Here is a 24,954-nt window from a genome sequence, read left to right on the forward strand (position 1 = left end):
AAAAGCCTCCACAACGGAGGCTCAGGCGCTACTTTTCGTTTCTTTTCTTACGCGCAAAGCCCCCTGAATTCAGGCGCTAAAGTAAAAAAAGATGCGAAAAAAAGCTAAAGACATAATGTTGGTTCTCTCGGAATAAAACTCTCTTTTGGCAACGACACTCTCGTAAGCTACATCTGACAACAAAGTAAAAGAGGGAGCATGCCCCTCTTATACTACTCTAACTTATGCCAGAGCGCTCTTCGCTTTTTCAACTAAAGCAGCAAACGCCACTTTGTCAAACACAGCGATGTCAGCCAGGATCTTACGGTCGATTTCAATAGAAGCCTTTTTCAGACCATCGATGAAACGGCTGTAAGACAAACCATTCTGACGTGCAGCAGCGTTGATACGTGCAATCCACAGTTGACGGAACTGACGTTTCCGCTGACGACGGTCACGGTAAGCGTACTGCCCTGCTTTGATTACTGCCTGGAAGGCAACACGGTAAACGCGCGAACGGGCACCGTAGTAACCTTTCGCTTGCTTTAAAATTTTCTTGTGACGTGCACGGGCGACAACACCACGTTTTACGCGAGCCATATACTTCTCCTATCGTCTCTGAGTTCTAATCTAAAAATTGCTTATGCGTACGGCAAGCAAGCAACAACCAGGCCCAGATCACCTTTGGAGACCATGCCCTTTGGACGTAAATGACGTTTACGCTTGGTTGATTTCTTAGTCAGAATGTGACGAAGGTTAGCGTGCTTACGCTTAAAACCACCACTTGCAGTTTTTTTAAAGCGTTTAGCGGCGCCGCGTACTGTTTTAATCTTTGGCATTTTAATTTCCACTTCGCATTGTGAATTACAACGAATTAATCAGGCGAACAAGCCCCAACCAGATGAACCGACTGGAGCTTATTACTTGATTGCCTAACTATTTCTTCTTAGGAGCGAGCACCATTATCATCTGACGGCCTTCAATCTTCGAAGGGAAGGATTCGACTACCGCCAGTTCATCCAGATCGTCGCGGATGCGGTTAAGCATTTCGACACCAATCTGTTGGTGTGCCATTTCACGCCCACGGAAACGCAGGGTGATTTTGGCTTTATCGCCATCTTCCAGAAAACGAATCAGGTTGCGTAGTTTGACCTGATAGTCGCCTTCATCTGTACCAGGACGGAATTTAATTTCCTTAACCTGAATAACTTTTTGTTTTTTCTTCTGTTCTTTGACCGACTTACTCTTCTCATAGAGGAACTTGCCGTAATCCATAATACGGCAAACCGGCGGCTCGGCATTCGGGCTGATTTCAACTAAATCAACATCCGCTTCCTCAGCTTTTTCAAGAGCTTCCCTCAGACTGACAATGCCAATCTGTTCGCCATCTAAACCTGTTAAACGAACTTCAGAAGCGCGAATCTCTCCATTAATGCGATTAGGACGCGCTGTTTGAATTCTTTTTCCGCCTTTAATACCTTATTCCTCCAATTGATGAAGATTACGACTGCGTGTTTCTATAAGCAGTTTTTCGATGAACTCGTTAACATCAATGCTACCCAAATCTTTACCACGGCGGGTACGAACGGAAACTTTCCCTGATTCGACCTCTTTTTCACCACAGACAAGCATGTAGGGCACACGACGTAGAGTGTGTTCACGGATTTTAAAGCCAATCTTCTCGTTTCTCAAGTCTGCTTTTGCACGAATGCCAGCATCTTGAAGTTTTTTTACTAATTCCTGTACATAATCAGCCTGGCTATCGGTAATATTCATCACCACTACCTGCTGTGGGGCAATCCATGTTGGGAAGAAACCCGCATACTCCTCAGTTAGGATGCCGATAAACCGTTCCAGTGAACCCAGAACCGCACGGTGAATCATTACAGGAACCTTACGTTCATTATTTTCACCTACGTAGGACGCATTCAAACGACTTGGTAGTGAAAAGTCGAGCTGCACAGTACCACATTGCCACGCACGATCCAAACAATCATGCAAAGTAAATTCAATTTTCGGTCCGTAGAAGGCTCCTTCACCTGGCTGATATTCAAATTGAACACCATTTTCTTGTAGTGCCGCCGCCAGAGATTCTTCCGCTTGATTCCATTGTTCTTCAGTACCAATGCGCTTTTCCGGGCGGGTTGACAGCTTAACCACGATTTTTTCAAAACCAAAAGTGCTGTAAACGTCATACACCATCTTAATGCAACTACTGACTTCCCGGTGAATTTGCTCTTCTGTACAGAAGATATGAGCATCATCCTGAGTAAAACCACGAACCCGCATCAAGCCATGTAATGCCCCTGATGGTTCATTGCGGTGACAACTACCGAATTCAGCCATACGTAACGGTAAATCACGATAGGATTTTAACCCTTGGTTAAAAATCTGAATATGCCCTGGGCAGTTCATCGGTTTAACGCAATATTCACGGTTCTCTGAAGAAGTGGTAAACATATGCTCACCATAGTTTTCCCAGTGACCCGTTCTTTCCCACATGACACGGTCCATCATAAACGGACCTTTAACTTCCTGATATTGGTATTCTTTCAGTTTAGTGCGAACAAAAGTTTCCAGCTCACGGAAAATAGTCCAACCATCATTATGCCAGAATGCCATACCTGGAGCTTCTTCCTGCATGTGGTACAGATCTAATTGTTTACCAATCTTACGATGGTCACGTTTGGCGGCTTCTTCCAAACGTTGCAGATAAGTATTGAGCTGTTTCTTATCAGCCCACGCGGTACCGTATATTCGTTGCAACATTTTATTGTTGCTATCCCCACGCCAATATGCCCCTGCGACTTTCTGCAATTTGAAATGATGGCAGAAACGCATATTTGGCACATGTGGGCCACGGCACATATCAATATATTCTTCATGATTATAGAGACCAGGACGATCATCTCGACTGATGTTTTCATCCAAAATTTGTACTTTATAATCCTCACCACGAGCAACGAAGGTATCACGAGCTTCTTGCCAGTTCACTTTTTTCTTGATGACGTCATAGTCTTTTTTGGCAAGTTCCAACATACGCTTTTCAAGCAGTTCAATATCTTCCTGCGTCAGAGCACGGCCAAGATCAACATCATAGTAAAAACCATTATCAATAATCGGACCGATAGCCATTTTCGTATCTGGCCATAATTGTTTAATCGCATGGCCTAGCAGATGAGCACATGAATGGCGGATAATTTCCAGCCCTGCATCATCTTTACTGGTGATGATGGCAAGATTTGCATCTGAATCGATTAATTCACAAGCATCTACTGGCTCACCATTTACGCGGCCAGCAATACATGCTTTCGCTAAACCTGGACCAATATCACAGGCAACATCCATTACAGAAACGGCATGGTCAAACTGGCGTTGGCTACCGTCAGGAAGAGTAACAACAGGCATTTAAAATCCTTATCTACAGTGGTGACCCACACGAAAGGTCACTTGAAGGAGTTTGATATTCAACTAAAATAACGATTTAAATTATTATCTCGTCAATCCATTAAAGTTTGGTACTAAAATTGGTACACAATGTAAAAAGTGACTACCTTCAATACCGAAACATCGCGAAAATATACCACCAACAACCATTCAGGTCACGGCGATGTTTAGTATAGGTAAAATCATTTGCATTTATTAGTCGAATCCGTCTAATGAAATAATATGGTTGAGGAAAAACGGATAACAATTATCTTCAAGACACATGAAAAAACCCGGCATAAGTTATATATGCCGGATTATCATACGGATACAGGATCGTTTTAGTCTCGTTAAGCCATTACTGAAACTCCTCGTTACAACCCACGGCCAACGCCATATTTAAAGCTTGAACTAAAGCGACTTTATCCTCATTATTCTCCAACAGACTAGCTTCCGGCAAGATATTCAGCAACCGTACCGGTGTATCCGGCCGCTGTTCAAGCGCTTCTGCCAAACTTTCCAGTGCCTGTTGCATATAACCACATATCCGCTCCGGATCAATCGGTTGAACGATTTGCGTCGTCAGCCCTAGTGCATTATCAAAATCCTCCACCGACAAAACAAATGGATAGTTAGTGCGTTCTTGTCCGCCCTGAAATTCAATGCCGCTGGTAACTTTATCCGTGATGATCGCTGGTGTATTATGCCGGTAGTTCAACAAGGCACTAAAGAGTGGAATTTCATTTTGTACCCCACTGCAACGTTGAGCCAATGCCAGTGAAGCGTGCTCATGTTCCAACAATCCCGCCAGCCGGGCATGTGCTGCTCGTACACTCTCCCGTACTGAGGTATCATCCATATCCAGTCGTAACGGCAAGGTGTTGATAAACAGTCCCATGCCGCTGTCACCACCTTCCCCTGCCTGCATCCGCCCAAATAGCACGGTGCCGAACACCACTTTCGCCTGTCCGCTGGTACGTGACAGCACCTGTGCCCAAGCCAAATGACACAGCGCCGCCAAACTGACATCCAAACGTCGGGCCTGACTCACCCCCAACCGGGCCTGAGCCACCAGATTGCGGAAAGGGACTGGCGCAGGCAAGTTCTCTTCCTGTCCGGCAAGATAAGCCTGAATTTCACCTTTCATCACTTCCAGCGTCGTATGGTCGCCAATTAGATGATGCAGCAATTGCAGTACGCTCCAACGACCATCCTCCTCCTGCGCTATCCCAAAGTGCAACAAAGGTGCTTGGTTCAAGTCGAGGCGATGGTGATGTAGGTCAAAATGCTGAGCTAACTGATACATTTGTCATCCGGCATGAAAGAGACGGCAACTTGCCACGGGCAGCTTGTGGTTAATGCCGGGATAGCACACAGTGAAGGAGAACGAGAAAGGAGATCACGGCAAAATGTACGATGCTGCACCAGCCGTGCAAGCTCATCATTCATCCAGTTCGCTACCGTACACCACGGCTGATCAAACTCCACCTTAACAGTCATTGGCACCACCAGCGCCAAACCAGACAACACGTCTGATTCATTTTTCACCCTATCCACAGACCAGCCGATTTGGAATTCAGTTTGATGAGTCAAACGCGCAAGATAAATAGCGAATGTCTGTAACAGCATCTGCAATGAGGCTTTTTCACCATTTTTTAACTTTTCGCTATTTTCTAATAGCGGGGATTGCCAGGCACTTAATGCCCATTTAGGAGCTGCTGATTTTCCGGCAGTTTCGAAAGGTAATTGCAGCGGTATCAAAGAGGCAAGACGCTCGCGCCAGAATGACTCACTGGGTGCAAGTGCCTGGAGGGTATTTTTTACATTCTGAGCCTGTTGTGGAGAAACCAAAGGCAGCTGCTTGCCTGGCCTGAGTTCTGATATATCGGCAAGTTCGTCGGCGGAGAGTAATTTACCCTCAAGTGTGGCAAACCCTCCAATCCGAACATCCTCACTTCCGGTTGTTACCTGCCAAGCCTCCTCCTCTACCGCAATCAACGTACCGGGTACCCCCCCAGAATAGTGATTCAGCCGTTGAAGCTAAGAAATTCGCACTGTGCCCCGTTTCAGTAACAGTTTCGGGCAACCCAGTGGATTTAAATAATTTTCGCCAAAATCTAACGCCCGTACTAAAGCTGAAAGTGCCTCACCCGACTGCTGCCAGCACAAATATCCCCCACCATCGGGACGACGAGACTGAGTATAAAAACTCCGTCGTGTCAGATCTTGCGGATAAGTCACCAACTCGCCATGATCAAGATACCGAAGCAGTTTAATAAATCTTTCCTGAGCAGCCTGATAGCATTTTAGATTCAATGAAAATGCATTATCGTGCTCCTCAATAGGTACCGGACATTGCACAGCAATATCACCGGTATCTACCCCCTCCTCAATGCAATGCCACGAAACGGCATAGTGTGTCTCCCGCTCTAACAGCGCCCAGGAAGTTGCATGACTGCCGGCATAACGCGGCAAGGGGCTATTGTGATAATTAAAAGCACCGCCGCGAATCTGCCCAATCAGCGACATAGGCAAGATAAGCGGATTAACGATTGAGAAAAGCCAGTCCACAGGGTGCTGCGCAATTTGTGCTTGTAATGCTTCGACAGAATTCACACAAACGATCCCTTGCCGGGCAGCCCATGTTTGCAGAACAATATCGGTAGTTAATATTGTATGTATCGTATGCCCAGCCGCCTGAATTTGTTCGGCACAGAACACCGCAAGAGTCGTTCCCCCGACTACGATGCAACTACGTGACAAAGCAGGTATATTCTTTACGTTATTGGTTATATTTTCTGGTGTCTGAGAGAGAAGTTCGGCTTTAAGGATACTTTCCGCTTTTTTAGCAATGTTATCTTTCATCTACTACCTCAATAAATCTGTTAGATATTTGGCAACTGTCATTCTTGGCAATCATCACAAGTGTTTTTTTATTTTTATCCCACTTATCCTAGGCGGAATAAAAATGGGCACGTTAAACGTCAATTAAAATATTCAGGCAACGCTTTCTTTCTGGAATTGGATGTAAATAACTTATTTATTAGCAACTCTGCAATGATAACTTTCCTAATAACGGGAAATGGTCATTCATGAAACGTAACTATATGTTCTATTTCATCCTTATTTTTTTGGATAAACGCTTTTGATTGATACTTAATTCCACAACTTAGATTAAAATCATCAACGACTATTAACATCAATACGGTAAAAATCATATAACTTATTGAAAAATAAATATTAATATTCAAGAAAAGTGCAGATAAAATGCCACATAAAATACAACTTATTAAACATTTACAAAGACATCCTGTATATTTAATTACTTTAAAATATAAGTTCAAGCTAAAATTAATTTCAGCAAATATTATTTAATGATAATAAATTTCCATAATTAATGTAAAAGTTAATTATCTTTAAATCCATAAGAAAATAATTTCTAATTAGAATCAATCTAGCTATATTGTTTTGTTATAATATAGCTGAGTTCAACATTGGTTAAATACCGTATTGATCATTAAGCAATATATTCGAAGAGAGCCCTTCTTTAGATATGAATTATCGGATATCAAACGATATTTACCATCGCATGATGTAAATTGAAATGAGGTCTCATACCTTTTAGCTTGTAAACACCAGTGAACACATATATTAAAACCCCTTCTCTACAATCAATACCAAAGAAGGGATCATTTTATCTTCCATAATCCACTACGGATTGAGTGCAAGCCTTTTGTAGTTAAATTTAGCAGAAACCGCCGTAAACCTTGGTCCAATGCGAGGCTGTCACAAATAGAATTGTCATTTTTACCAGCAACTCAATCTGCCAATACTAACGAACGATAAGCCTTTTTTACCTTCCATAAATAGCGTGGAGCCTGAGGTGCTGGATGATTATCCTGAACATACTGATAAAACTCATCCGGCGTCATACGGTTTATTTTATTAACGGCTAATTGACGATCTGCATTAAAAGTACGTAAAAGAGCACCCGCCCCATTTACGTAGGCAACAATAGTGGCATAGTAGAGAGTCTCAGGGTTATCAATACCTGCCAAATGTTGTTCTTTCAGGATACTGATATAAGCAGTGCCAAGATCAATATTAGTTTTAGGATCTTTCAACTCACGCGTTGTTGGCTGATCAGAACGCCCCTTCTGTCGATACACATCCCGCCCTGCGGTCGATGCTTTTATCTGCATAAGACCAATTGCATTCGATTTACTGACGGCATCAGGGCGAAAACCAGATTCAACTTGAATAATCGCTCTGATAAGCGTTTCATCAACGCCGTATCGATTGGATGCCTGTTGAATAAATGTATCAAAAGGCGTTGACGGGAAAGAAGAAATTCTAGCCGCGTTAGCAGTGTTGCCACTAAGCATACGTTGCTGACCGAACTGTTTACCCGTATTTGTTTGCTGAGTATTTCTCTCAGCACAACCGACTAACAGCACAACCAGTGCCACAAAGCTCAGTCTTAATTTCACCCTATAATCCTCTGGATCAAATTTTACTAAAGCGCAGCATATACAATTTCGTTTACAATCTAAAAATATTTTTACTTAACTTTTCACTCTATTCGTGTTCATATCGTATGGAATGGCTATCGCAACAATCGTTGTTTCCAAATTTTATAATCTTGACTTTACTTAAATGATATTGATAATCGTTATCATATACTTATAACAAGTAAGGTTTGAATTGATGAAGAAAAAACTTTCTCTGCTGTTACTTTCGCCTCCTGTTCTGGGAATTATGCCGATTCTCTTATCCGTCATTCTATTTAGTCATCCGGTATCCGCCGCCAAACAATTTAAAGTTGTCACGACCTTTACCATCATTCAAGATATCGCACAAAACGTAGCGGGTGATGCAGCGATTGTTGAATCAATTACTAAACCGGGCGCCGAAATCCATGATTACCAACCTACCCCCAAAGATATTATAAAATCTCAACATGCTGATTTGATCCTTTGGAATGGACTAAATCTAGAACGCTGGTTTGAACGCTTCTTTGAAAACCTTAAAGATGTACCTGCCGTTGTTATTACTGATGGTATTGAACCACTACCTATCCGTGAAGGGCCTTACAACGGGAATCCTAATCCTCACGCCTGGATGTCACCCACAAATGCTTTGGTCTATATCGAGAATATCCGCCAAGCATTTGTAAAATACGATCCTGAAAATGCAGAAATTTATAATAGGAATGCCAAAGTCTATGCTGAAAAAATCGCGCAACTGGATTCTCCATTGAGAGAACGTCTTTCCCGTATTCCACAAAATCAACGTTGGTTAGTCACCAGTGAAGGGGCTTTTAGCTATTTGGCTAAAGATTACCAATTCAAGGAAGTTTATCTATGGCCAATTAATGCGGAAGAACAAGGTTCACCACAACAAGTTCGTCATGTTATTGATACTGTAAGAGCAAATAAAATCCCCGTTGTATTTAGCGAAAGTACCATTTCAGATAAACCCGCTAAACAAGTCAGTAAAGAAACAGATGCCCGTTATGGTGGCGTTCTTTATGTAGATTCACTCTCCGGCAGTCACGGCCCAGTACCAACTTATATTGATTTACTGAACAAAACTGTAGATACAATCGCAAAAGGGTTTAATCAATGAATAGCAATATGCTGTTTGAACGTCCTCATTTAGTCGTCGATGACGCCACTGTGACTTATAACAACGGTCACACAGCTATTTATGATGCAAGTTTTTCTATCACCGGTGGAACTATTTGTGCGTTGGTGGGCATTAACGGTAGTGGTAAATCCACATTGTTTAAGACTATCATGGGACTGGTAAGCCCATCTCAGGGAAAAGTAACTCTGAGTGATATGCCAGTCAAAAATGCCTTGAAGAAAAATATTATTGCATATGTCCCCCAAACAGAAGAAGTCGATTGGAACTTTCCAGTATTGGTTTCTGATGTCGTTATGATGGGCCGCTATGGGAAAATGGGATTCCTGAGAATCCCAAGTAAAAGAGATCACCAAGCTGTTGATAAAGCACTTGAACGTGTCGGCTTAACGGCCCTACGCAACCGACAGATTGGCGAACTCTCAGGTGGACAGAAAAAACGGGTTTTTCTTGCAAGGGCTCTGGCTCAGGAAGGTAAAGTTCTATTACTAGATGAACCTTTTACTGGTGTTGATGTAAAAACAGAGAATGCCATCATTGACCTGTTGTGTGATTTACGTGATGAGGGCCATCTGGTTCTGGTTTCTACACATAACCTCGGTAGCGTGCCTGAATTCTGCGATCATGTTATCCTAATCAACCGAACGGTTCTGGCAAGTGGCCCAACAGAAACAACGTTCACCCAAAAAAATTTAGAGATGACTTTTGGTGGAGTACTTCGTCATATTAATCTATCCGGCCCGGAATTACATGATGATGATGATCCACGCTCCTTGACTGTTATTACTGATGATGAACGCGCCGCCGTATTTTATGGTCATGATCATCATGTTCCGCCAAGGCAGGGTCAGCATAAGGAGAAGCGTCAATCATGACAGAGCTTTTGCTGCAACCTTTTCACTATAATTACATGGTAAAAGCCATCTGGGTTAGTGCCATCGTCGGTGCCGTCTGCGCCTTCCTTTCTTCCTACCTGATGTTAAAAGGCTGGTCATTGATGGGAGATGCTCTCTCTCACTCAGTTGTGCCTGGCGTCGCTGGTGCTTATGCGCTGGGTCTTCCTTATGCAGGTGGTGCTTTTTTTACCGGGATGTTGGCAGCTCTGTCTATGACTTTAGTTCGTCATATCACTCGCTTACGTGAAGATGCAGTAATCGGGTTCATCTTTTCCACTTTCTTTGCTGCTGGCTTATTAATCGTTTCCCTCAATCCTACATCGGTTAACGTACAAACCATTATTTTCGGCAATATCCTTGGCATCGCTGATGAAGATGTTCTCCAAGTTGAAATCATTATTGCGATTTCATTTATCGTGCTCATGTTTATCTGGAAAGATTTGCTCATTGTATTTTTTGATGAAACGCATGCTCGCTCTATCGGCTTATCTCCCTTGCGGATGAAAATCATTTTTTTTACTTTGTTGAGTGCTTGTACTGTCGCAGCCTTACAAACTGTCGGCGCTATTCTGGTAATTGCAATGGTTGTCACTCCTGGCGCAACAGCTTACTTATTAACAGATCGTTTTAAGCACCTGCTGATCATTGCCGTTACTATTGGCTCCCTGACCAGTGCATTTGGCGCTTACCTAAGCTTCTTCCTTAACGGCGCTACTGGTGGTGTCATTGTCACGCTGCAAACCGTTATTTTCCTACTAGCATTCTTCTTTGCACCAAAACATGGACTATTCGCTTCACGTATACGTGCCAGAAAAGAATCCTCAGCCTTAGCTCAGGAGACGCAACCATGAATGAGTTAATACAGCTATTCACTGAGCCGTTTATGTTTCCATTTATGCAACGGGCAATATTCGCAGCGATTGTAACAGGCGCGGTATGTGCAATACTCTCTTGTTATCTGGTTCTTAAAGGATGGTCGTTAATGGGGGACGCCATTTCTCACGCGGTATTACCAGGTATTGTACTGGCTTTCGCTGCCGGTATACCGCTGGCTATTGGCGCATTCCTTTCCGGTATCTTTTGTGCTGTTGCAACAGGATATCTGAAAGAACATAGCCGGATAAAAGAAGATACTGTCATGGGAATTGTCTTTTCAGGCATGTTTGCCTTTGGTTTAGTTCTTTTTACCCGCATAGATACCGACCAACATCTGACTCATATTCTGTTCGGAAATATACTAGGGATCACTAAAGATGAGTTGAATCAAACATTATGGATTACCTGCATCACTATGGCGGTGATACTGCTAAAGCGAAAAGACTTCATGCTTTATTGCTTCGATCCGAACCAAGCACGCGTAGTAGGATTGCCTGTTAAACTTTTACATTACGGTTTGCTTTGCCTGCTGTCCATGACCATCGTCGCTTCCCTGCAAGCAGTGGGAATGATTTTGGTTATTGCAATGTTGATTTCACCGGGCATTATCGCTTTCATGTTATGCCGCAGTTTTGACCGAATGTTAATCGTCGCTATCATTGCATCGGTCAGTTCCTGTATCCTGGGTACTCTGATCAGTTTCCACATTGATGGTGCAACGGGGCCATGCATCGTTATTGTTCAGGCTATCTTCTTTACACTAGCTTTGGCGTATAGTCAGATAAAACTTGTAAGAACAAAATCTAAACGTAAAACGTATCAAGCCGCTCTACAAATCTCTAACGAACCCAACCAATAACAAAAAGGGTTATATCTATTTTGAGATATAACCCTGTTAATCATCTTTTTTACCTGATCATATATTTTCTCTGACTATAATTGTTCATAAAGTAATTGACGACATAGAGAGGTGAACCATGTGGCAGACAGTAAATCGTTTGTTAAACGAACATTTCGGTGTTGCTGAAATTCACGATAAAACTGAATTAGCCGGAGGGGACATCCACCAAGCTTGGCGAATCACACATGGAAAACGACAAGTTTTTGTCAAATCCAATCTGCGCGAAATACTCCCTGTCTTCAAAGCAGAATCAGAACAGCTTGAACTCCTGGCACGCAGCCAAACTATCCGTGTTCCTGCTGTTTATGGTATTGGCAACAGCCGTGACCATAGCTTTCTACTGCTTGAATTTCTGCCGTTAAAATCTTTTGACCTTCACAGTGCCTATTGCTTCGGTCAACAACTGGCAAAACTTCATCAATGGAGCGAACAACCCCAATTCGGTTTTGATTTTGATAATATGCTGGCAACAACTCCACAACCTAATGGCTGGCAACGACGTTGGCACCAATTTTATGCGGAAAAGCGGGTCGGTTGGCAATTACAAATCGCGGCAGAAAAAAACATGATATTTGGTGATATTGATAATATCGTTCAAGCTATCAGTAACAAACTCCAACACCATCATCCACAACCCTCTCTGTTACATGGCGATCTCTGGCCTGCTAATTGTGCTTCGCTAGATGACCAAGCCGTTGCCTTCGACCCAGCCTGTTATTGGGGAGATCGTGAATGTGATTTCGCTATGTTACCGTTATACCCTGACTTACCAATGCAAATTTTTGATGGCTATCAGAGCATATGGCCGCTCCCTGCCAACTTTATTGAACGGCAACCTGTGTATCAGCTCTATTATTTGCTTAACCGGTGTAATCTATTTGGTGGTGATAATCTTATTGCGGTTCAAAATATTATCAATAATATTTTGACTGAAAATAGCCAATAGATGGCTAGCCAGGCTGCGAAAATACTTATTCCGCAGCTATCGCCAACCGGAGAATCTACCAACCTAAGATTTTCAATAGAAAATAAAAAATTGCACCGATAATTACCGGTGAAATATATAAGATATAAATCTGACTGAACAGTGTATGACGAGGAAGTTTAATTTTTAATTCAATCTGTTCTCTTGTCAGGCCATCATTGCCTTTAGCTTTTTCAATAATAAGCTGATCTTCAATGTTTTCTCGTATAAACTTCACTTGTCTGTATATCCGTTGACCTGACGCACTCATCGCAAGGCCGAAAAAAATAAGAAAATAGATAATCAGGAAACCAAGCGTTGATCCGGTAAAACCAGCCAGACGATCAGGTGTTGGTGAGTTTTTCCAGAAGAAATCCAGAAATGCGGTATTAAAACGCACCATTTCAGCCATCATTTTCAGGAAATCATCCAAAACAGCATTGATACCATCACCTTTAATACCATGCAACCAGACAAGGTTTATCACAGAAACAATGGTCGATAAAAGTGCCGGAACAAAAATCACCCAACCTAAAACTCGCTTAATAATAGCGATGTATCCGGCTTTTTGGTAAGTCATCGATACTCCTCATAACAATAAGCAGATTTTATTTTTGGCTAATCATAGCCCATCAATCACCAAATTTAACTTTATATTTAATTAACTAAGCATTTCTTACCATGTTCCCGATCAGGAAAAGATTTCACCTACTGAGATTGTTACAATCAGCTTTCGCTAACTGTCTGACCAGAGAGAGATACTTAAATGTCTTTTCATTTACCAATAAAAGCAGCCATTTTCGACATGGACGGTTTACTGATTGACTCTGAACCCTATTGGACCCAAGGAGAAAAAGAAGTATTTAGTGAGTTAGGCTTGGATTTCTCTTTAGCCGAAAAACTACCAGATACTCTTGGATTACGAATTGACCAGGTTGTGGAACTTTGGTACCAAGCTTCTCCCTGGCAAGGGGCATCAAAATCAGACGTGGAACAGCGAATTATCAACCATGTTATCGATTTGGTAAAAGAAAACCGTCCTTTACTCCCAGGTGTTGAATATGCTTTAAACCTTTGCCGCAAACAAGGACTGAAAATCGGCCTGGCCTCAGCTTCTCCACAATATATGCTGGAACAAGTACTCAAAATGTTCAGCCTTAATCACTATTTTGATACTGTCGTTTCTGCTGCCAAATTACCTCACAGTAAACCCAATCCCGAAGTTTATTTGCGCGCTGCTGAGCAATTGGATGTCGCTCCGATAAATTGTGTGACACTGGAAGATTCATTCAATGGAATGATAGCAACAAAAGCTGCAAGAATGCGTTCAATCGTTGTGCCATCCGCTCATCACTTTGATGATCCACGTTGGGTTCTCGCCGATATTAAACTACATTCTCTCGAACAATTAACTGTCATGAACATCACCTGATTATAACTTTAGCTGCCATCACTGATGCCGATGGCAGCTTCTTATTGTTCACATAGTAGCCGTAACGCTTATGTCTTATTCTGTCAAACAAAAATCTAATTAAATATTAACGTTATATACCCTATGGATTTCAAGATGCATCGCGGCGGCAAAGGAGCGAATCCCCGGGAGCATAGCAAACTATGTGGCCGGGGTGAGTGAGTGCAGCCAACAAAGAAGCAACTTGAAAGATGACGGGTATATATTAATAAATAAGATATTTTTGCTTTTCACCCTCTATCTTACCCACGTAAAACCCTCTATACTTCGCCAGCTGTATGGATAGACAGTTATTAGTCAGAGGAATTTATGACCGCAGAAGGGCATCTTTTATTTTCAGTTGCCAGCATTATCTTGGCACACAAGCTAGAAATAACACCTGAGATAGCTAATGGAGACTGGCTGCATATGCTACCAGGGGTGCTGCTTACTGCCTTATTACCCGATATCGATCACCCTAATTCAACCTTGGGTAGATTATTCAGATTTATCTCCATTCCTATTGCCAAACTCTGTGGTCATAGAGGATTTACTCACAGTTTGCTTGCTCTCATATTAGGGATTACTTTATTTTGGCTAAAAATACCCGAAGAGTGGCTAATCCCAACTGATTTTTTCCATGCCATGATTGTTGGCTATTTGAGCCATCTGATTGCAGATATGCTAACACCTGCTGGTGTGCCGTTATTATGGCCAATCAAAATACGTTTCTGTCTACCTGTGCTTGGCAAGCAAGGAAATAAGAAAGCAGAAAGGTTTATTTCTGCCTTATTAATTGTCATTGCCGTTTTTCTACCAGAAGATATTGAATATTCCATACTTTTTTATATAAATCGCATCAAAGATCTCTATTTCTAATGCTTTAATTGACTAAAAATAAATCTTAAAAGTCATATTTGTTATATTAAATTCTATATAGTTATAAATGATAATAGTTTAAGCTGGTACTATATTCCCCAATTGCTTGTTGTAATGTGTTCGTTTGCAAACTTACACGATTCGATACAACTTATGCCCTATGGATTTCAAGATGCATCGCGACGGCAAGGGCGCGAATCCCCGGGAGCATAGATAACTATGCGACCGGGGTGAGTGAGCGCAGCCAACAAAGAGGCAACTTGAAAGATGACGGGTATATAACTTAACTAAATTGAATTCTGGAGTTGGGGGATGAATTTACCACTCATTTCGAATGTGCTCGTCTTCGTAGCACTGCTTTTGCTATTGTCAAAAGCCAGTTCACGGCAATGGAACCTGTCGAAAAAGGTTTTTGCGGGCCTTGCCATTGGCATTATTTTTGGCTTAGCACTGCAACTAGTTTATGGTTCTGATAATACCATAGTGAAGGAATCCATATCATGGTTCAACATTGTAGGTAATGGCTACGTACAACTTCTACAAATGGTCATTATGCCTCTGGTATTTGCCTCTATTTTGAGTGCAGTTGCCAAATTACACAAAGCATCTTCTCTAGGAAAAATCAGCTTTCTGACTATCGGGACGTTGTTATTCACGACAATGATTGCAGCGCTTATCGGTATCATGATTATCAACCTGTTCGGCCTGACTGCTGAAGGTCTGATTCAAGGTCCCCAGGAAACAACACGTCTGTCTGCTATCGAAAACAACTACGTCAGCAAAGTCTCTGATTTATCTGTACCACAATTGATTTTATCTTTTATTCCTAAAAATCCGTTCGCAGATTTAACCGGCGCTAACCCAACTTCTGTTATCAGCGTTGTTATTTTTGCAACCTTCTTAGGTATCGCTGCCCTGCAAATGTTGAAAGATGATCATGAGAGGGGTGAACGCATATTAGTCGCTATCGACACTATACAAGCATGGGTAATGAAACTGGTTCGTCTGGTTATGCGCTTAACGCCGTATGGTGTTATGGCCCTGATGACCAAAGTTGTCGCCAACTCTAATATCCATGAAATTGCAAAACTAGGAACCTTTGTTATCGCATCCTACATTGCACTAGCACTAGTATTTGTTGCTCATGGGTTTCTACTTTCTCTCTTCGGCATCAATCCACTTAGATTTTTCAAAAAAACTTGGCCAGTGTTGACCTTTGCATTCACCAGCCGTTCCAGTGCAGCCAGTATTCCACTGAATGTCGAAACCCAGACACTCCGTATTGGCGTACCAGAATCAATCGCCAGCTTTTCAGCATCTTTTGGAGCAACAATTGGTCAGAATGGCTGTGCCGGAATTTATCCCGCCATGCTGGCCGCAATGGTTGCTCCAACAGTGGGCATAAACCCGCTCGACCCGATGTGGATTGCAACACTCGTTGGCATTGTCACTATCAGCTCTGCTGGCGTTGCTGGTGTCGGTGGCGGTGCTACGTTTGCAGCACTGATTGTCTTACCCGCAATGGGATTACCTGTAACATTGATTGCTTTATTGATTTCTGTTGAGCCTCTCATTGACATGGGCCGTACGGCACTGAATGTAAATGGCTCAATGACTGCTGGCACTATTACCAGCCAACTAATGGGGCAAACTGATAAAACTATCTTCGATCAGGAAGAACATGTTGAATTAAGTCAGCTATAATTTAACTGTAAAAAAGCCGGGATTAATTTCCCCGGCTTTTTATTTTATTCACAATATTATTTATTCAGGTATTGTCCACTACGCAGTGCTTCAATACGTTTGTCCAATGGTGGGTGAGACATGAACAGCTCACTGAATGTCTTTGATTTACCATTAATACAGAACGCCATCATGCTGCCTTCTTCCTGCGGTTCATAACTGGTTTTCAGACGCTGTAAAGCAGCGATCATTTTCTCACGACCGACCAACTTGGCAGAACCTGCATCTGCATGGAATTCGCGATAACGTGAGAACCACATCGTGATAATGCTCGCCAGAATACCAAATACTATTTCCAACACCATTGAAACAACCATGTAAACAATCGGATTGCCAGAAGAGTTACTCTCTTCCTCGTCACTATTGCCAGACAGGAAGCTTGATACAGCCTGAGCCAGTAGACGGGAAATAAAGATAACGAAAGTATTTACTATCCCTTGCAACAAAGTCATCGTCACCATATCACCATTAGCAATATGACTAATCTCATGAGCAATAACAGCTTCTGCTTCTGCCCTACTCATGTTATCCAATAGACCGGTGCTGACAGCAACCAGAGAAGCATTACGACGCGCTCCGGTAGCGAATGCGTTAATATCAGGCGCGGCATAAATCGCAACCTGGGGCATGGCAATATTGACTTGTTCCGCTTGACGGCGAACAGTTTCAACTAACCAATGTTCAACTTCATTTGCTGGCTGTTCTATGACCTGACCACCCACAGAACGCAGGGCCATCCATTTGGACATCAACAGGGAAACTAACGCCCCACCGAAACCAAACAGGCCAGCCATAATCATCAAACCTTGTACACTACTCCCCTGAATTCCTGTCAAAGAAAGTATTATCCCGAACACCAACATAACAGCGAGGTTAGTGAGGAGGAACAAAACAATTCGCATCATAAAAACCGGCTTCCTTTATTAATAAATCAATGCACTTTCAGAACTACTCTATAAATAAGGCTGTTCTTACTATATTCAAGGCTTTTAGCCTGTTAAGCGATATACCCGTCATCTTTCAAGTTGCTTCTTTGTTGGCTGCACTCACTCACCCCGGTCACATAGTTATCTATGCTCCCGGGGATTCGCTCCCTTGCCGCCGCGATGCATCTTGAAATCCATAGGGTATAAAACCAACACAACTTTACAAAATCATCAAAAAACCCACATTAGCCTAACACCAATTGGTTAAACAAAACACGCTAATACCTAGTAATGCTGAGAAAATGTGAAATAATTCATCTTTCCTGAAAAGAAAAAGACTGTTCATATTACTGACAGCCCAATACCGTTCACTCAAAACATCCCAAGCGAACGATATTGGGCATTAATCATTAACAGGCTTTAACCCATTATTTTACTTAGATTTAGCCAACATTTTCTCAGCAGGTTGGTGCGCTAAATCAAGTGCAATCTTCACTGACTCATCAAGATAGGGATCTGGCCCCTGATAATCTTTAGGCAAATCATCCAGTGAAGTTAACGGTTTTTTACCCTCGCGTTTAAAGCGATCATTTATGCGATTCAACTTCAGAGCATCCGCTTCTTTATTCTCTTTTTCTCTTTGTGCATAGTTCAGAGAAACAATATTTTTATGCTCTTTCAACGCCTTATAGTGAGCAATATCCTCATTGATATACTTGAATTCGGCATCAGTTGTAATGCGGGCATTGTGAGCAACATTCAACTGAGGAACTAATGCAGCAATAATTTTAGACCCTGTATAACGGGCAGGAGGAATGCTATCCCAAGGCAAAGCATTATCTTCGAAACTTTCCCCAGTTTCTGCCGGATCAACCCCCGTAGGCATGACGATATCAGGAGTAACCCCTTTACGCTGAGTACTACCGCCATTCACACGATAAAACTTCTGAATCGTATATTGGACAGAACCCAGTGATGGCCAATCAGGACGCATCATTTGATCGTAAATACGACTCAAAGAACGATATTGCTGAACTGTACCTTTACCAAAAGTCGGTTCACCAACAATCAACGCTCGCCCATAATCCTGCATTGCTGCGGCAAAAATTTCAGAAGCAGAAGCACTAAAATGGTCTACCAAGACAACCAAAGGTCCTTTATAGTACACCACTTCATCAGTATCAGAATCCTGACGAATTTTCCCATTATTATCTCTAACCTGGACAACCGGGCCACTTGGGAGAAACAAGCCTGATAAAGAAACCGCCTCTGTCAGTGCGCCACCGCCATTACTACGCAAATCAATGACAATAGCACTGACATGCTGTTTGGTCAGTTTTTGTAATTGAGTTTTAACATTATCAGTCAAACCAACATAAAAACCGGGGATATCAAGCACGCCCACTTTTTCCTGACCCATTGTCTTAACTGACATCTTCACAGCCCGATCTTCCAAACGGATCTGTTCGCGAGTTAAAGTAACAGTACGTGGTTTTGCCCCTTTGGTATCAGAAATAACCTCAAGCCGTACTTTACTCCCTTTAGGCCCTTTAATCAGCGCAACCACATCATCCAGACGCCAGCCAATAATATCCACCATAGACTTTCCTGACTGGGCAACGCCGATAATCTTATCACCCACGTTTAATGCTTTGCTTTTGGCGGCAGGTCCACCAGCAACCAAAGAATTTATCACCGTGTAGTCATCATCTATTTGCAAAACAGCACCAATCCCTTCCAGAGAAAGACTCATTTCTGAGTTAAACTGTTCAGTATTGCGTGGTGAAAGATAATTGGTATGAGGGTCAATTTCACGGGCAAACGCAGTCATAATCAATTGGAAAACATCTTCACTTTGGCTTTGTGTCAGACGTTTTAACGCAGATTGATAGCGTTTGGTAAGCATCTCTTTGATTTTATTGTCCTCTTTGCCGCTGAGCTTGAGGTTGAGCCAATCATATTTAACTTTAGCATCCCAAAGTTTATTTAGCTCTTCCACACTCTGTGGCCAAGGGGCTTTGGAACGATCAACATCAATTGTATCGTTACCATCAAAACTCATTGGCTGTTCAAGACGCGATAAAGCGTACTGATAACGCTCAAAGCGACGTTTCTGTAACAAATTAAACAAGTCATACGGAATTTCCAGATTCCCATTTTCCAATTCCTTGCCTAACAACTTTTTCTTATCGGCATACTGAGCAACATCTGACGCCAATAATATGTTATGGCTGTAATCCAGTATATTGAGATAACGGTCAAATATTTTTGCCGAAAAATCACCATTTAAATCAAATTGGCGATAATGAGAACGAGTGAAGCGGGATGTTACCCGCTCGCTAACTGTTGAATGCTGAGGTTCTTGCTTCAATATAGGTAATTGTTCAATACCAACAGGAACAGCCACTGGACTGTTTGTATTTGCATAACAAGTACCAAAAATTGAAACACCTAAGACAAAAGCCAGTCTGACGAATTTGTTCATGCCTTGGTCGGCCTCCGTATCAGAACTGTAAATGTTCTGCGCGTACAATCATTGCCAAACCGGAAGGCAATTGCACCCGTACACCATCTTTGGCGACCTCAAGCACAGAAGCATCCACTGAACTTTTACCCACTCTTACTTTAATTTCCTGACCAATTTTCAGCGACGAAACATCGATAATCTGAATCGGTGCAGGTTGAACAGGTTTAGCAACTGGTTTATGTGCTTGCTGAGGACGCTTTTGTTGGCGTGGCTGTTGCTGCCGTTTTTCTCCCTCAGTATTATTAGCACGGCGACGAGGAGCGGGCTTCTTGGCTATGGGCCGTTCATTTTTTTCACCAGCAGCCGCATTTTCAGCTTCACGTTTTTTAGCTCTTTGCTCCGCACGCTGTGCCTGAACCCGTGCTTTGGCTTCAGTCAGTTGCTGGAGAGCGTGCTCAATATGTTCCGCTTCCAATTCACCGCATGAATTACCATCAAGGTCAACACGCTGCGCACCTTCTTTCACACCATACAGGTAACGCCAACTTGATGTGTACAGACGTAAGGCTGAGCGCAGTTGTGTTTTACTTAAACACTCTTCGTCCTGAATACGTTCAACGATATCTTGAAAAATACCGATCTTTAAAGGACGAGCTTCACCTTCGGCTACGAAACAGAGCGGGAAACGCTCAGCTAAAAAAGCAATAATCTCTTTACTACTATTCAACTTAGGTTGATTTTCCATGAAATTTCCTGATTACAACGGTTTTGCCAACCAGCATAGGCATGAACTGGCGTCATTATAATAGCGTTGCTGATAAATGCCACGTTATCCATATGTTAAGTTACATTCAATTCAACATATTTCGGCACAACGCACTGTTCTAAATGAGCACAAAGCCCATCAATAAGGGCTTGTAAGCCAAATTCGTCTTTCTCGTCGAACCTATTAAAGACCGTACTATCAATATCCAATACACCGATAATTCTATCGCTTACGATCAACGGCAACACAATTTCAGCGTTACTAGCAACATCACAGGCGATATGACCAGGGAACGCATGAACATCATCAACACGCTGGATACGCTTTTCCAATACAGCCGTTCCGCATACCCCCTTGCCAACAGGTATTCTGACACAAGCAACTTTTCCCTGAAATGGCCCTAACACCAACGTATTACCATCAATCAGGTAAAAGCCAACCCAGTTAACGTCATGCAAACGTTCATACAACAATGCACTGGCATTAGCCAGCGTCGCTATTAAGTCATACTCACCAGACAACAGAGCTTTTAGGTCCCCCGTAAGCTCCCAATAGAACTCATTTTTATTCATAATTGACCTATCCGATGAAATTCACAAAATGCATCTCTATTTTTATATCAAAAAAACATCAAATGCCCATAACAATAAGGTTAACAGTCTGTCACACTGACGTAAATTTTTTACTGTCTCTCATAAGATATTCTTTAATTATATTTATCGAGTACTCGCAAAGGCTAGTGAGATATCACACTACTTCACCAAAACATTATCAGAGGTACAACCAGTATGAATATGATTCACTGTTAGTGCCTCTATGCCTTCATACAATAAAATCAAATTGAGTTTTTGCACAATTATAAAGATCAATTATCTGATAGCAGTGCCGTTCATTAACCTCTTTCATTTGAGAGTTGACTAGTGGTGTAGTAAAAAAACAAAACATTCAAACAATTTATCCATAGAATTATTGCATTTACCACACCAACACTTTGAGTCCTTACTACCACACCAAATAAATATTTCCTACTGAATGTATAAAAGGTCAAAGAATGACAGAGATAAAAAAAGCAATATGACAAGAGTAAGTTTTAGAACAGATCGTTATAACAGCAATATCATCTACCGATTATCCAACACAGAAAATATTATTACTGGAAATCTCAGCTATTTGATCTATTCTCAATGATGGCCACACTGGTCTTACCTGTTATCGAAAAGTTAAGGAGCGATCATGAACCAGACCAAATTAAGAATTTCCAGCTACGAAATTGATGATGCTATTCTCTCTTCACCTTCCCAAGAGGACGATATCACCATTAGTATTCCTTGTAATTCCGACCACGAACTTTGTATGCAGTTGGATGGATGGGATGAACATACCAGTATTCCCGCCTTACTAAACGATAAACACATTCTTCTCTACCGAAAGCATTATGATAGACAAAAACATGCATGGGTTATGAGGGTGGTCTGATGTCCACAAAACTTGTGACAAAAAAAGGCCGAGTTGACTCCTCTACTCGGCCTAGGGAAAATGGCTCTTAAGAGCCGTGCGCTAAAAGTGTCATTGAGACGAAAAACAACTTACAATTTAAAGAGTAGCTGACATGCTTGCATTTTACCAACTTTTTGGATAATAAATAATCAAAAACAACATCTTCCATTAAGCCAAAATAGACGCTATACCCTACGGATTTCAAGATGCATCGCGACGGCAAGAGAGTGAATCCCCGGGAGCATAGCAAACTATGTGACCGGGGTGAGCGAGCGCAGCCAACAAAGAGGCAACTTGAAAGATAACGGGTATATTGCTTACTCAATGACATTATCTCTTATCGCACAATGCTAAAGCTGCTTGTTGGAATGGCTCTATGCTCATTTTTTGAGTCGGATTTTTGCTATCATCCAATAGAATAATATCCAAAGACTTAGCATTCACTTTCCCTACCTTCATCATATCCGTGGCTATATCATTCAATGGGTATTGCACTAACGTACTTGGATTAATCACAAACAGAGCCTTATTTGCTCGGCAATCCAACATCACCTCTTCCCGTGTAAATGCCCATTTATCACCAAATTGTAGCTTACTCACCGTTTCAATCGGTGCAGCAACATTTTGAAAAGAGAGACAAAAAAAGGAAAGTAATAAAAGTAAACGTTTCATAATAGTTACCAATGTAGATATAAAAGCGAGCGAAATGGATCTTAAAATCCATAGGGTATAAACGAAGGCATGCATCAATCAGAATAGATAAACGCTCAGGAACCAATATGGCAGTAAATATGCTAAAGCCAAACACTAACATAACTGCCACGAAATGAATGAAGCGACAAAGAATATACAGCGCCGCTAGAGACATAATTATTTCACTGTAAAGCTATAGACACCTTTAGTCTTGTGCCCATCAACAGAGACCACACTCCAGTTAACATCATATCTCCCTGTCGTCAGTTTATCTTCGATAGGAAGAATAAGCTTTGTATTAGTTGCCGGATCAAGCTTCAACTTTCCCGTTTTAATGGGTTTATTTTCCGGACCAATCACTTTTACTTTACTAAAACTCAGCTCAATACCTTCCGAAAAGCTTAGCGTGATCACCTGCGGTGTATTTTCTACTGTCGTATCTTCTGCCGGAATTTGTTCTGTTAAATGCGCATGGGCCAAAGCTTGCTGGCAAGATATGGCAACAAAAAGGACAATTAAAGCAGATAATTTTCGGCCAAAAGAGCGGATTGTGCTAATGGTCATCAATAACCTCTTAATTTTCAAATGAATCTCTATAAATTGTCATCATTTTATATCAAAAGAGTTATTTTATCTGCGATAACTTACAATAAGAATTTCGTCTTGTGAACTATCGCGCAAAAATAAAGGAAAACCGCAGCATTGACTTTAAATACCTAAAGTTATTGCGACTACTGCGGCTAATTAATTCCATTTCATTAGACAGGATTTGCAGCAGCCAGACCTTTCAGATCCTTATCTAATAGGAAAAGAGCTTTACCATCTTCACCAACCATATCCAGTTTATCAAGGATAGATTTAAACAATTTCTCTTCTTCATGCTGTTCTGCTACATACCATTGCAGAAAGTTAAAAGTAGAATAATCCTGCGTGGTTATCGCCAAATGAGCAAGTTTATTAATTTCGGCAGTAATAAATCTCTCGTGCTCATAAGTTCTATTGAGTACATGAGATATAGATTCATAATCGGCCGAAGGTGCATCAATTTGCCCCAAACGTGGCATTGCACCTGTATCACTCAGATACTCAAACAAGCGATGCATATGCTGCATCTCTTCCTGAGAATGCGATTTAAAAAACGCAGCGGCACCAGGTAACCCTTGTTCACTACACCATGCACTCATTTGCAGATATAAATTCGCAGAATAGAACTCCAGATTCATCTGATCATTTAATTTATTAACCATGTCTTGATTTAACATAATAGATACTCCAGTTATTAATTGAACTATATTATGCCAATTAAATTAAAATAATAAAACCCAATATTAAAAATAAATTTAAAATAGTCATCACATTGAAATATCAATATATTTTTTAATAAAAAAATGAAAATGAATCTCATTTAATATATTTAAATGAAAATGAATTACATTTACAAAATAATCTTCATCAAGGAATTTTTATATTTAATGATAATGAATATTATTTATATTTATAAAATAATCAATTCAGACCTTGCCAGAAAAACCTGTCTGGATTAGTTTTATCACTTTGTATTTGTAAATGAGAGAGACACTGATGAAACACAATCTGGCCGAACTTTCTATAGAGAATATGGGCAAAGTGAATGTTGATTTGGCAGCTTCTGGCGTAGCCTTTAAGGAACGTTACAATATGCCGGTACTTCCTGATACAGTTGAACAAGAACAACCCGAACATCTGCGGCAATATTTTCAACAACGTTTAGTCCATTATCGCCAATTATCCAAACAACTTTCCATTTTACCCTACGAGCCAAAAGGCCGCTGATTATCCAGTAAGAATGGCTAACCACCGGATAAC

At 41.6% G+C, this 24,954-nt stretch carries 24 protein-coding genes, 3 pseudogenes and 1 other annotated feature (1 of these 28 only partly in view); of the genes and pseudogenes, 10 read left to right on the top strand and 17 right to left on the bottom strand.

Features of this window, described 5'->3' with window-relative positions; all coding sequences use genetic code 11:
- Positions 1-120 (bottom strand) — a sequence feature (Phe leader region); it reaches 5 nt to the left of the window's first position.
- 102 nt (positions 121-222) lie between these two features.
- The 8 genes and pseudogenes from rplT to SLS51_RS03325 form a co-directional block, all read right to left on the bottom strand.
- The gene (gene rplT / locus SLS51_RS03300) at positions 223-579 is read right to left on the bottom strand and encodes a 50S ribosomal protein L20 (RefSeq protein ID WP_011146888.1); all 357 of its coding nucleotides are present in this window, start codon (positions 577-579) and stop codon (positions 223-225) included.
- Between the two features lie 41 nt (positions 580-620).
- Positions 621-818 (bottom strand): 50S ribosomal protein L35, encoded by a 198-nt coding sequence (rpmI, locus tag SLS51_RS03305; protein ID WP_006118955.1) that lies wholly within the window; start codon positions 816-818, stop codon positions 621-623.
- Between the two features lie 97 nt (positions 819-915).
- Entirely contained in the window at positions 916-1,455 is a 540-nt protein-coding gene (gene infC, locus SLS51_RS03310) for a translation initiation factor IF-3 (protein ID WP_323835752.1), read from the bottom strand.
- Positions 1,456-1,458: 3 nt separating this feature from the next.
- Positions 1,459-3,387, bottom strand: coding sequence for a threonine--tRNA ligase (gene thrS, locus SLS51_RS03315; RefSeq protein ID WP_323835517.1), 1,929 nt, complete (start codon positions 3,385-3,387; stop codon positions 1,459-1,461).
- 469 nt (positions 3,388-3,856) lie between these two features.
- Positions 3,857-4,705, bottom strand: a pseudogene (locus SLS51_RS24585) (condensation domain-containing protein); the annotation flags it as partial.
- Positions 4,699-5,403: a DNA-3-methyladenine glycosylase gene (locus SLS51_RS24590; RefSeq protein WP_439126840.1), complete on the bottom strand. Its 705-nt coding sequence runs from the start codon at positions 5,401-5,403 to the stop codon at positions 4,699-4,701. The gene SLS51_RS24590 and the pseudogene SLS51_RS24585, both read right to left, overlap by 7 nt.
- 42 nt (positions 5,404-5,445) lie before the next feature.
- Positions 5,446-6,270 carry a formyltransferase family protein gene (locus tag SLS51_RS24595; RefSeq protein WP_439126841.1) on the bottom strand — a complete coding sequence of 275 codons (825 nt, stop codon included), beginning with the start codon at positions 6,268-6,270 and terminating at the stop codon, positions 5,446-5,448.
- Between the two features lie 953 nt (positions 6,271-7,223).
- A complete protein-coding gene (locus SLS51_RS03325) occupies positions 7,224-7,895 on the bottom strand; it encodes a transglycosylase SLT domain-containing protein (protein WP_323835519.1) in 672 nt (223 codons plus the stop codon).
- Between the two features lie 217 nt (positions 7,896-8,112).
- Between SLS51_RS03325 and SLS51_RS03330 the strand changes: the two genes are divergently transcribed.
- From SLS51_RS03330 to SLS51_RS03350, 5 genes are all read left to right on the top strand, one after another.
- Entirely contained in the window at positions 8,113-9,033 is a 921-nt protein-coding gene (locus SLS51_RS03330; protein WP_323835521.1) for a metal ABC transporter substrate-binding protein, read from the top strand.
- Positions 9,030-9,926 carry a manganese/iron ABC transporter ATP-binding protein gene (locus SLS51_RS03335; protein ID WP_225813301.1) on the top strand — a complete coding sequence of 299 codons (897 nt, stop codon included), beginning with the start codon at positions 9,030-9,032 and terminating at the stop codon, positions 9,924-9,926. The genes SLS51_RS03330 and SLS51_RS03335 overlap by 4 nt, the downstream gene beginning before the upstream one ends.
- The gene (locus SLS51_RS03340) at positions 9,923-10,798 is read left to right on the top strand and encodes a metal ABC transporter permease (protein WP_323835523.1); all 876 of its coding nucleotides are present in this window, start codon (positions 9,923-9,925) and stop codon (positions 10,796-10,798) included. The genes SLS51_RS03335 and SLS51_RS03340 overlap by 4 nt, the downstream gene beginning before the upstream one ends.
- Complete coding sequence (locus SLS51_RS03345) at positions 10,795-11,682, top strand: metal ABC transporter permease (RefSeq protein ID WP_323835525.1); 888 nt, start codon at positions 10,795-10,797, stop codon at positions 11,680-11,682. The genes SLS51_RS03340 and SLS51_RS03345 overlap by 4 nt, the downstream gene beginning before the upstream one ends.
- Positions 11,683-11,800: 118 nt before the next feature.
- Positions 11,801-12,670 carry a fructosamine kinase family protein gene (locus SLS51_RS03350; protein ID WP_323835527.1) on the top strand — a complete coding sequence of 290 codons (870 nt, stop codon included), beginning with the start codon at positions 11,801-11,803 and terminating at the stop codon, positions 12,668-12,670.
- 55 nt (positions 12,671-12,725) lie between these two features.
- Here the strand turns inward: SLS51_RS03350 and SLS51_RS03355 are convergent, their stop codons facing one another.
- Positions 12,726-13,268: a YniB family protein gene (locus SLS51_RS03355; protein WP_323835529.1), complete on the bottom strand. Its 543-nt coding sequence runs from the start codon at positions 13,266-13,268 to the stop codon at positions 12,726-12,728.
- 186 nt (positions 13,269-13,454) lie between these two features.
- Here SLS51_RS03355 and hxpB point away from each other — a divergent pair, with 186 nt between their 5' ends.
- From hxpB to SLS51_RS03370, 3 genes are all read left to right on the top strand, one after another.
- Positions 13,455-14,120, top strand: a complete 666-nt coding sequence (gene hxpB / locus SLS51_RS03360; RefSeq protein WP_323835531.1) for a hexitol phosphatase HxpB — start codon at positions 13,455-13,457, stop codon at positions 14,118-14,120.
- 348 nt (positions 14,121-14,468) lie between these two features.
- Positions 14,469-15,017: a metal-dependent hydrolase gene (locus tag SLS51_RS03365; protein ID WP_323835533.1), complete on the top strand. Its 549-nt coding sequence runs from the start codon at positions 14,469-14,471 to the stop codon at positions 15,015-15,017.
- A 312-nt stretch (positions 15,018-15,329) separates the two neighbouring features.
- Positions 15,330-16,721, top strand: coding sequence for an L-cystine transporter (locus SLS51_RS03370; RefSeq protein ID WP_323835535.1), 1,392 nt, complete (start codon positions 15,330-15,332; stop codon positions 16,719-16,721).
- A gap of 56 nt (positions 16,722-16,777) precedes the next feature.
- On the opposite strand, the gene htpX is transcribed toward SLS51_RS03370, so the two are convergent.
- From htpX to SLS51_RS03390, 4 genes and pseudogenes are all read right to left on the bottom strand, one after another.
- Positions 16,778-17,665 (bottom strand): protease HtpX, encoded by an 888-nt coding sequence (gene htpX, locus SLS51_RS03375; RefSeq protein WP_323835537.1) that lies wholly within the window; start codon positions 17,663-17,665, stop codon positions 16,778-16,780.
- Positions 17,666-18,119: 454 nt separating this feature from the next.
- Positions 18,120-20,075 (bottom strand): annotated as a pseudogene (gene prc / locus SLS51_RS03380) (carboxy terminal-processing peptidase); the annotation flags it as partial.
- A gap of 115 nt (positions 20,076-20,190) precedes the next feature.
- Positions 20,191-20,898: an RNA chaperone ProQ gene (gene proQ, locus SLS51_RS03385; RefSeq protein ID WP_323835541.1), complete on the bottom strand. Its 708-nt coding sequence runs from the start codon at positions 20,896-20,898 to the stop codon at positions 20,191-20,193.
- Between the two features lie 95 nt (positions 20,899-20,993).
- A complete protein-coding gene (locus SLS51_RS03390) occupies positions 20,994-21,491 on the bottom strand; it encodes a free L-methionine (R)-S-oxide reductase MsrC (RefSeq protein WP_323835543.1) in 498 nt (165 codons plus the stop codon).
- A 661-nt stretch (positions 21,492-22,152) separates the two neighbouring features.
- On the opposite strand from SLS51_RS03390, the gene SLS51_RS03395 reads away from it, so the two are divergent.
- Positions 22,153-22,395: a DUF1480 family protein gene (locus SLS51_RS03395; RefSeq protein WP_112875709.1), complete on the top strand. Its 243-nt coding sequence runs from the start codon at positions 22,153-22,155 to the stop codon at positions 22,393-22,395.
- A gap of 351 nt (positions 22,396-22,746) precedes the next feature.
- On the opposite strand, the gene SLS51_RS03400 is transcribed toward SLS51_RS03395, so the two are convergent.
- The 4 genes and pseudogenes from SLS51_RS03400 to ftnA form a co-directional block, all read right to left on the bottom strand.
- Positions 22,747-23,088: a YebY family protein gene (locus tag SLS51_RS03400; protein WP_323835546.1), complete on the bottom strand. Its 342-nt coding sequence runs from the start codon at positions 23,086-23,088 to the stop codon at positions 22,747-22,749.
- A 76-nt stretch (positions 23,089-23,164) separates the two neighbouring features.
- A pseudogene (locus SLS51_RS03405) lies at positions 23,165-23,284 on the bottom strand (copper resistance protein CopD); the annotation flags it as partial.
- Positions 23,285-23,286: 2 nt separating this feature from the next.
- On the bottom strand, positions 23,287-23,673 hold the full coding sequence (yobA, locus tag SLS51_RS03410) for a CopC domain-containing protein YobA (protein WP_011146910.1): 387 nt from the start codon (positions 23,671-23,673) through the stop codon (positions 23,287-23,289).
- A gap of 194 nt (positions 23,674-23,867) precedes the next feature.
- A complete protein-coding gene (gene ftnA, locus SLS51_RS03415; RefSeq protein WP_323835550.1) occupies positions 23,868-24,371 on the bottom strand; it encodes a non-heme ferritin in 504 nt (167 codons plus the stop codon).
- Positions 24,372-24,690: 319 nt separating this feature from the next.
- On the opposite strand from ftnA, the gene SLS51_RS03420 reads away from it, so the two are divergent.
- Positions 24,691-24,921: a DNA polymerase III subunit theta gene (locus tag SLS51_RS03420; RefSeq protein WP_323835552.1), complete on the top strand. Its 231-nt coding sequence runs from the start codon at positions 24,691-24,693 to the stop codon at positions 24,919-24,921.
- The last annotated feature ends 33 nt before the right edge of the window (positions 24,922-24,954 follow it).

Origin of the sequence: Photorhabdus africana (genome assembly GCF_035181445.1) — a bacterium.
Lineage (GTDB): Bacteria > Pseudomonadota > Gammaproteobacteria > Enterobacterales > Enterobacteriaceae > Photorhabdus > Photorhabdus laumondii.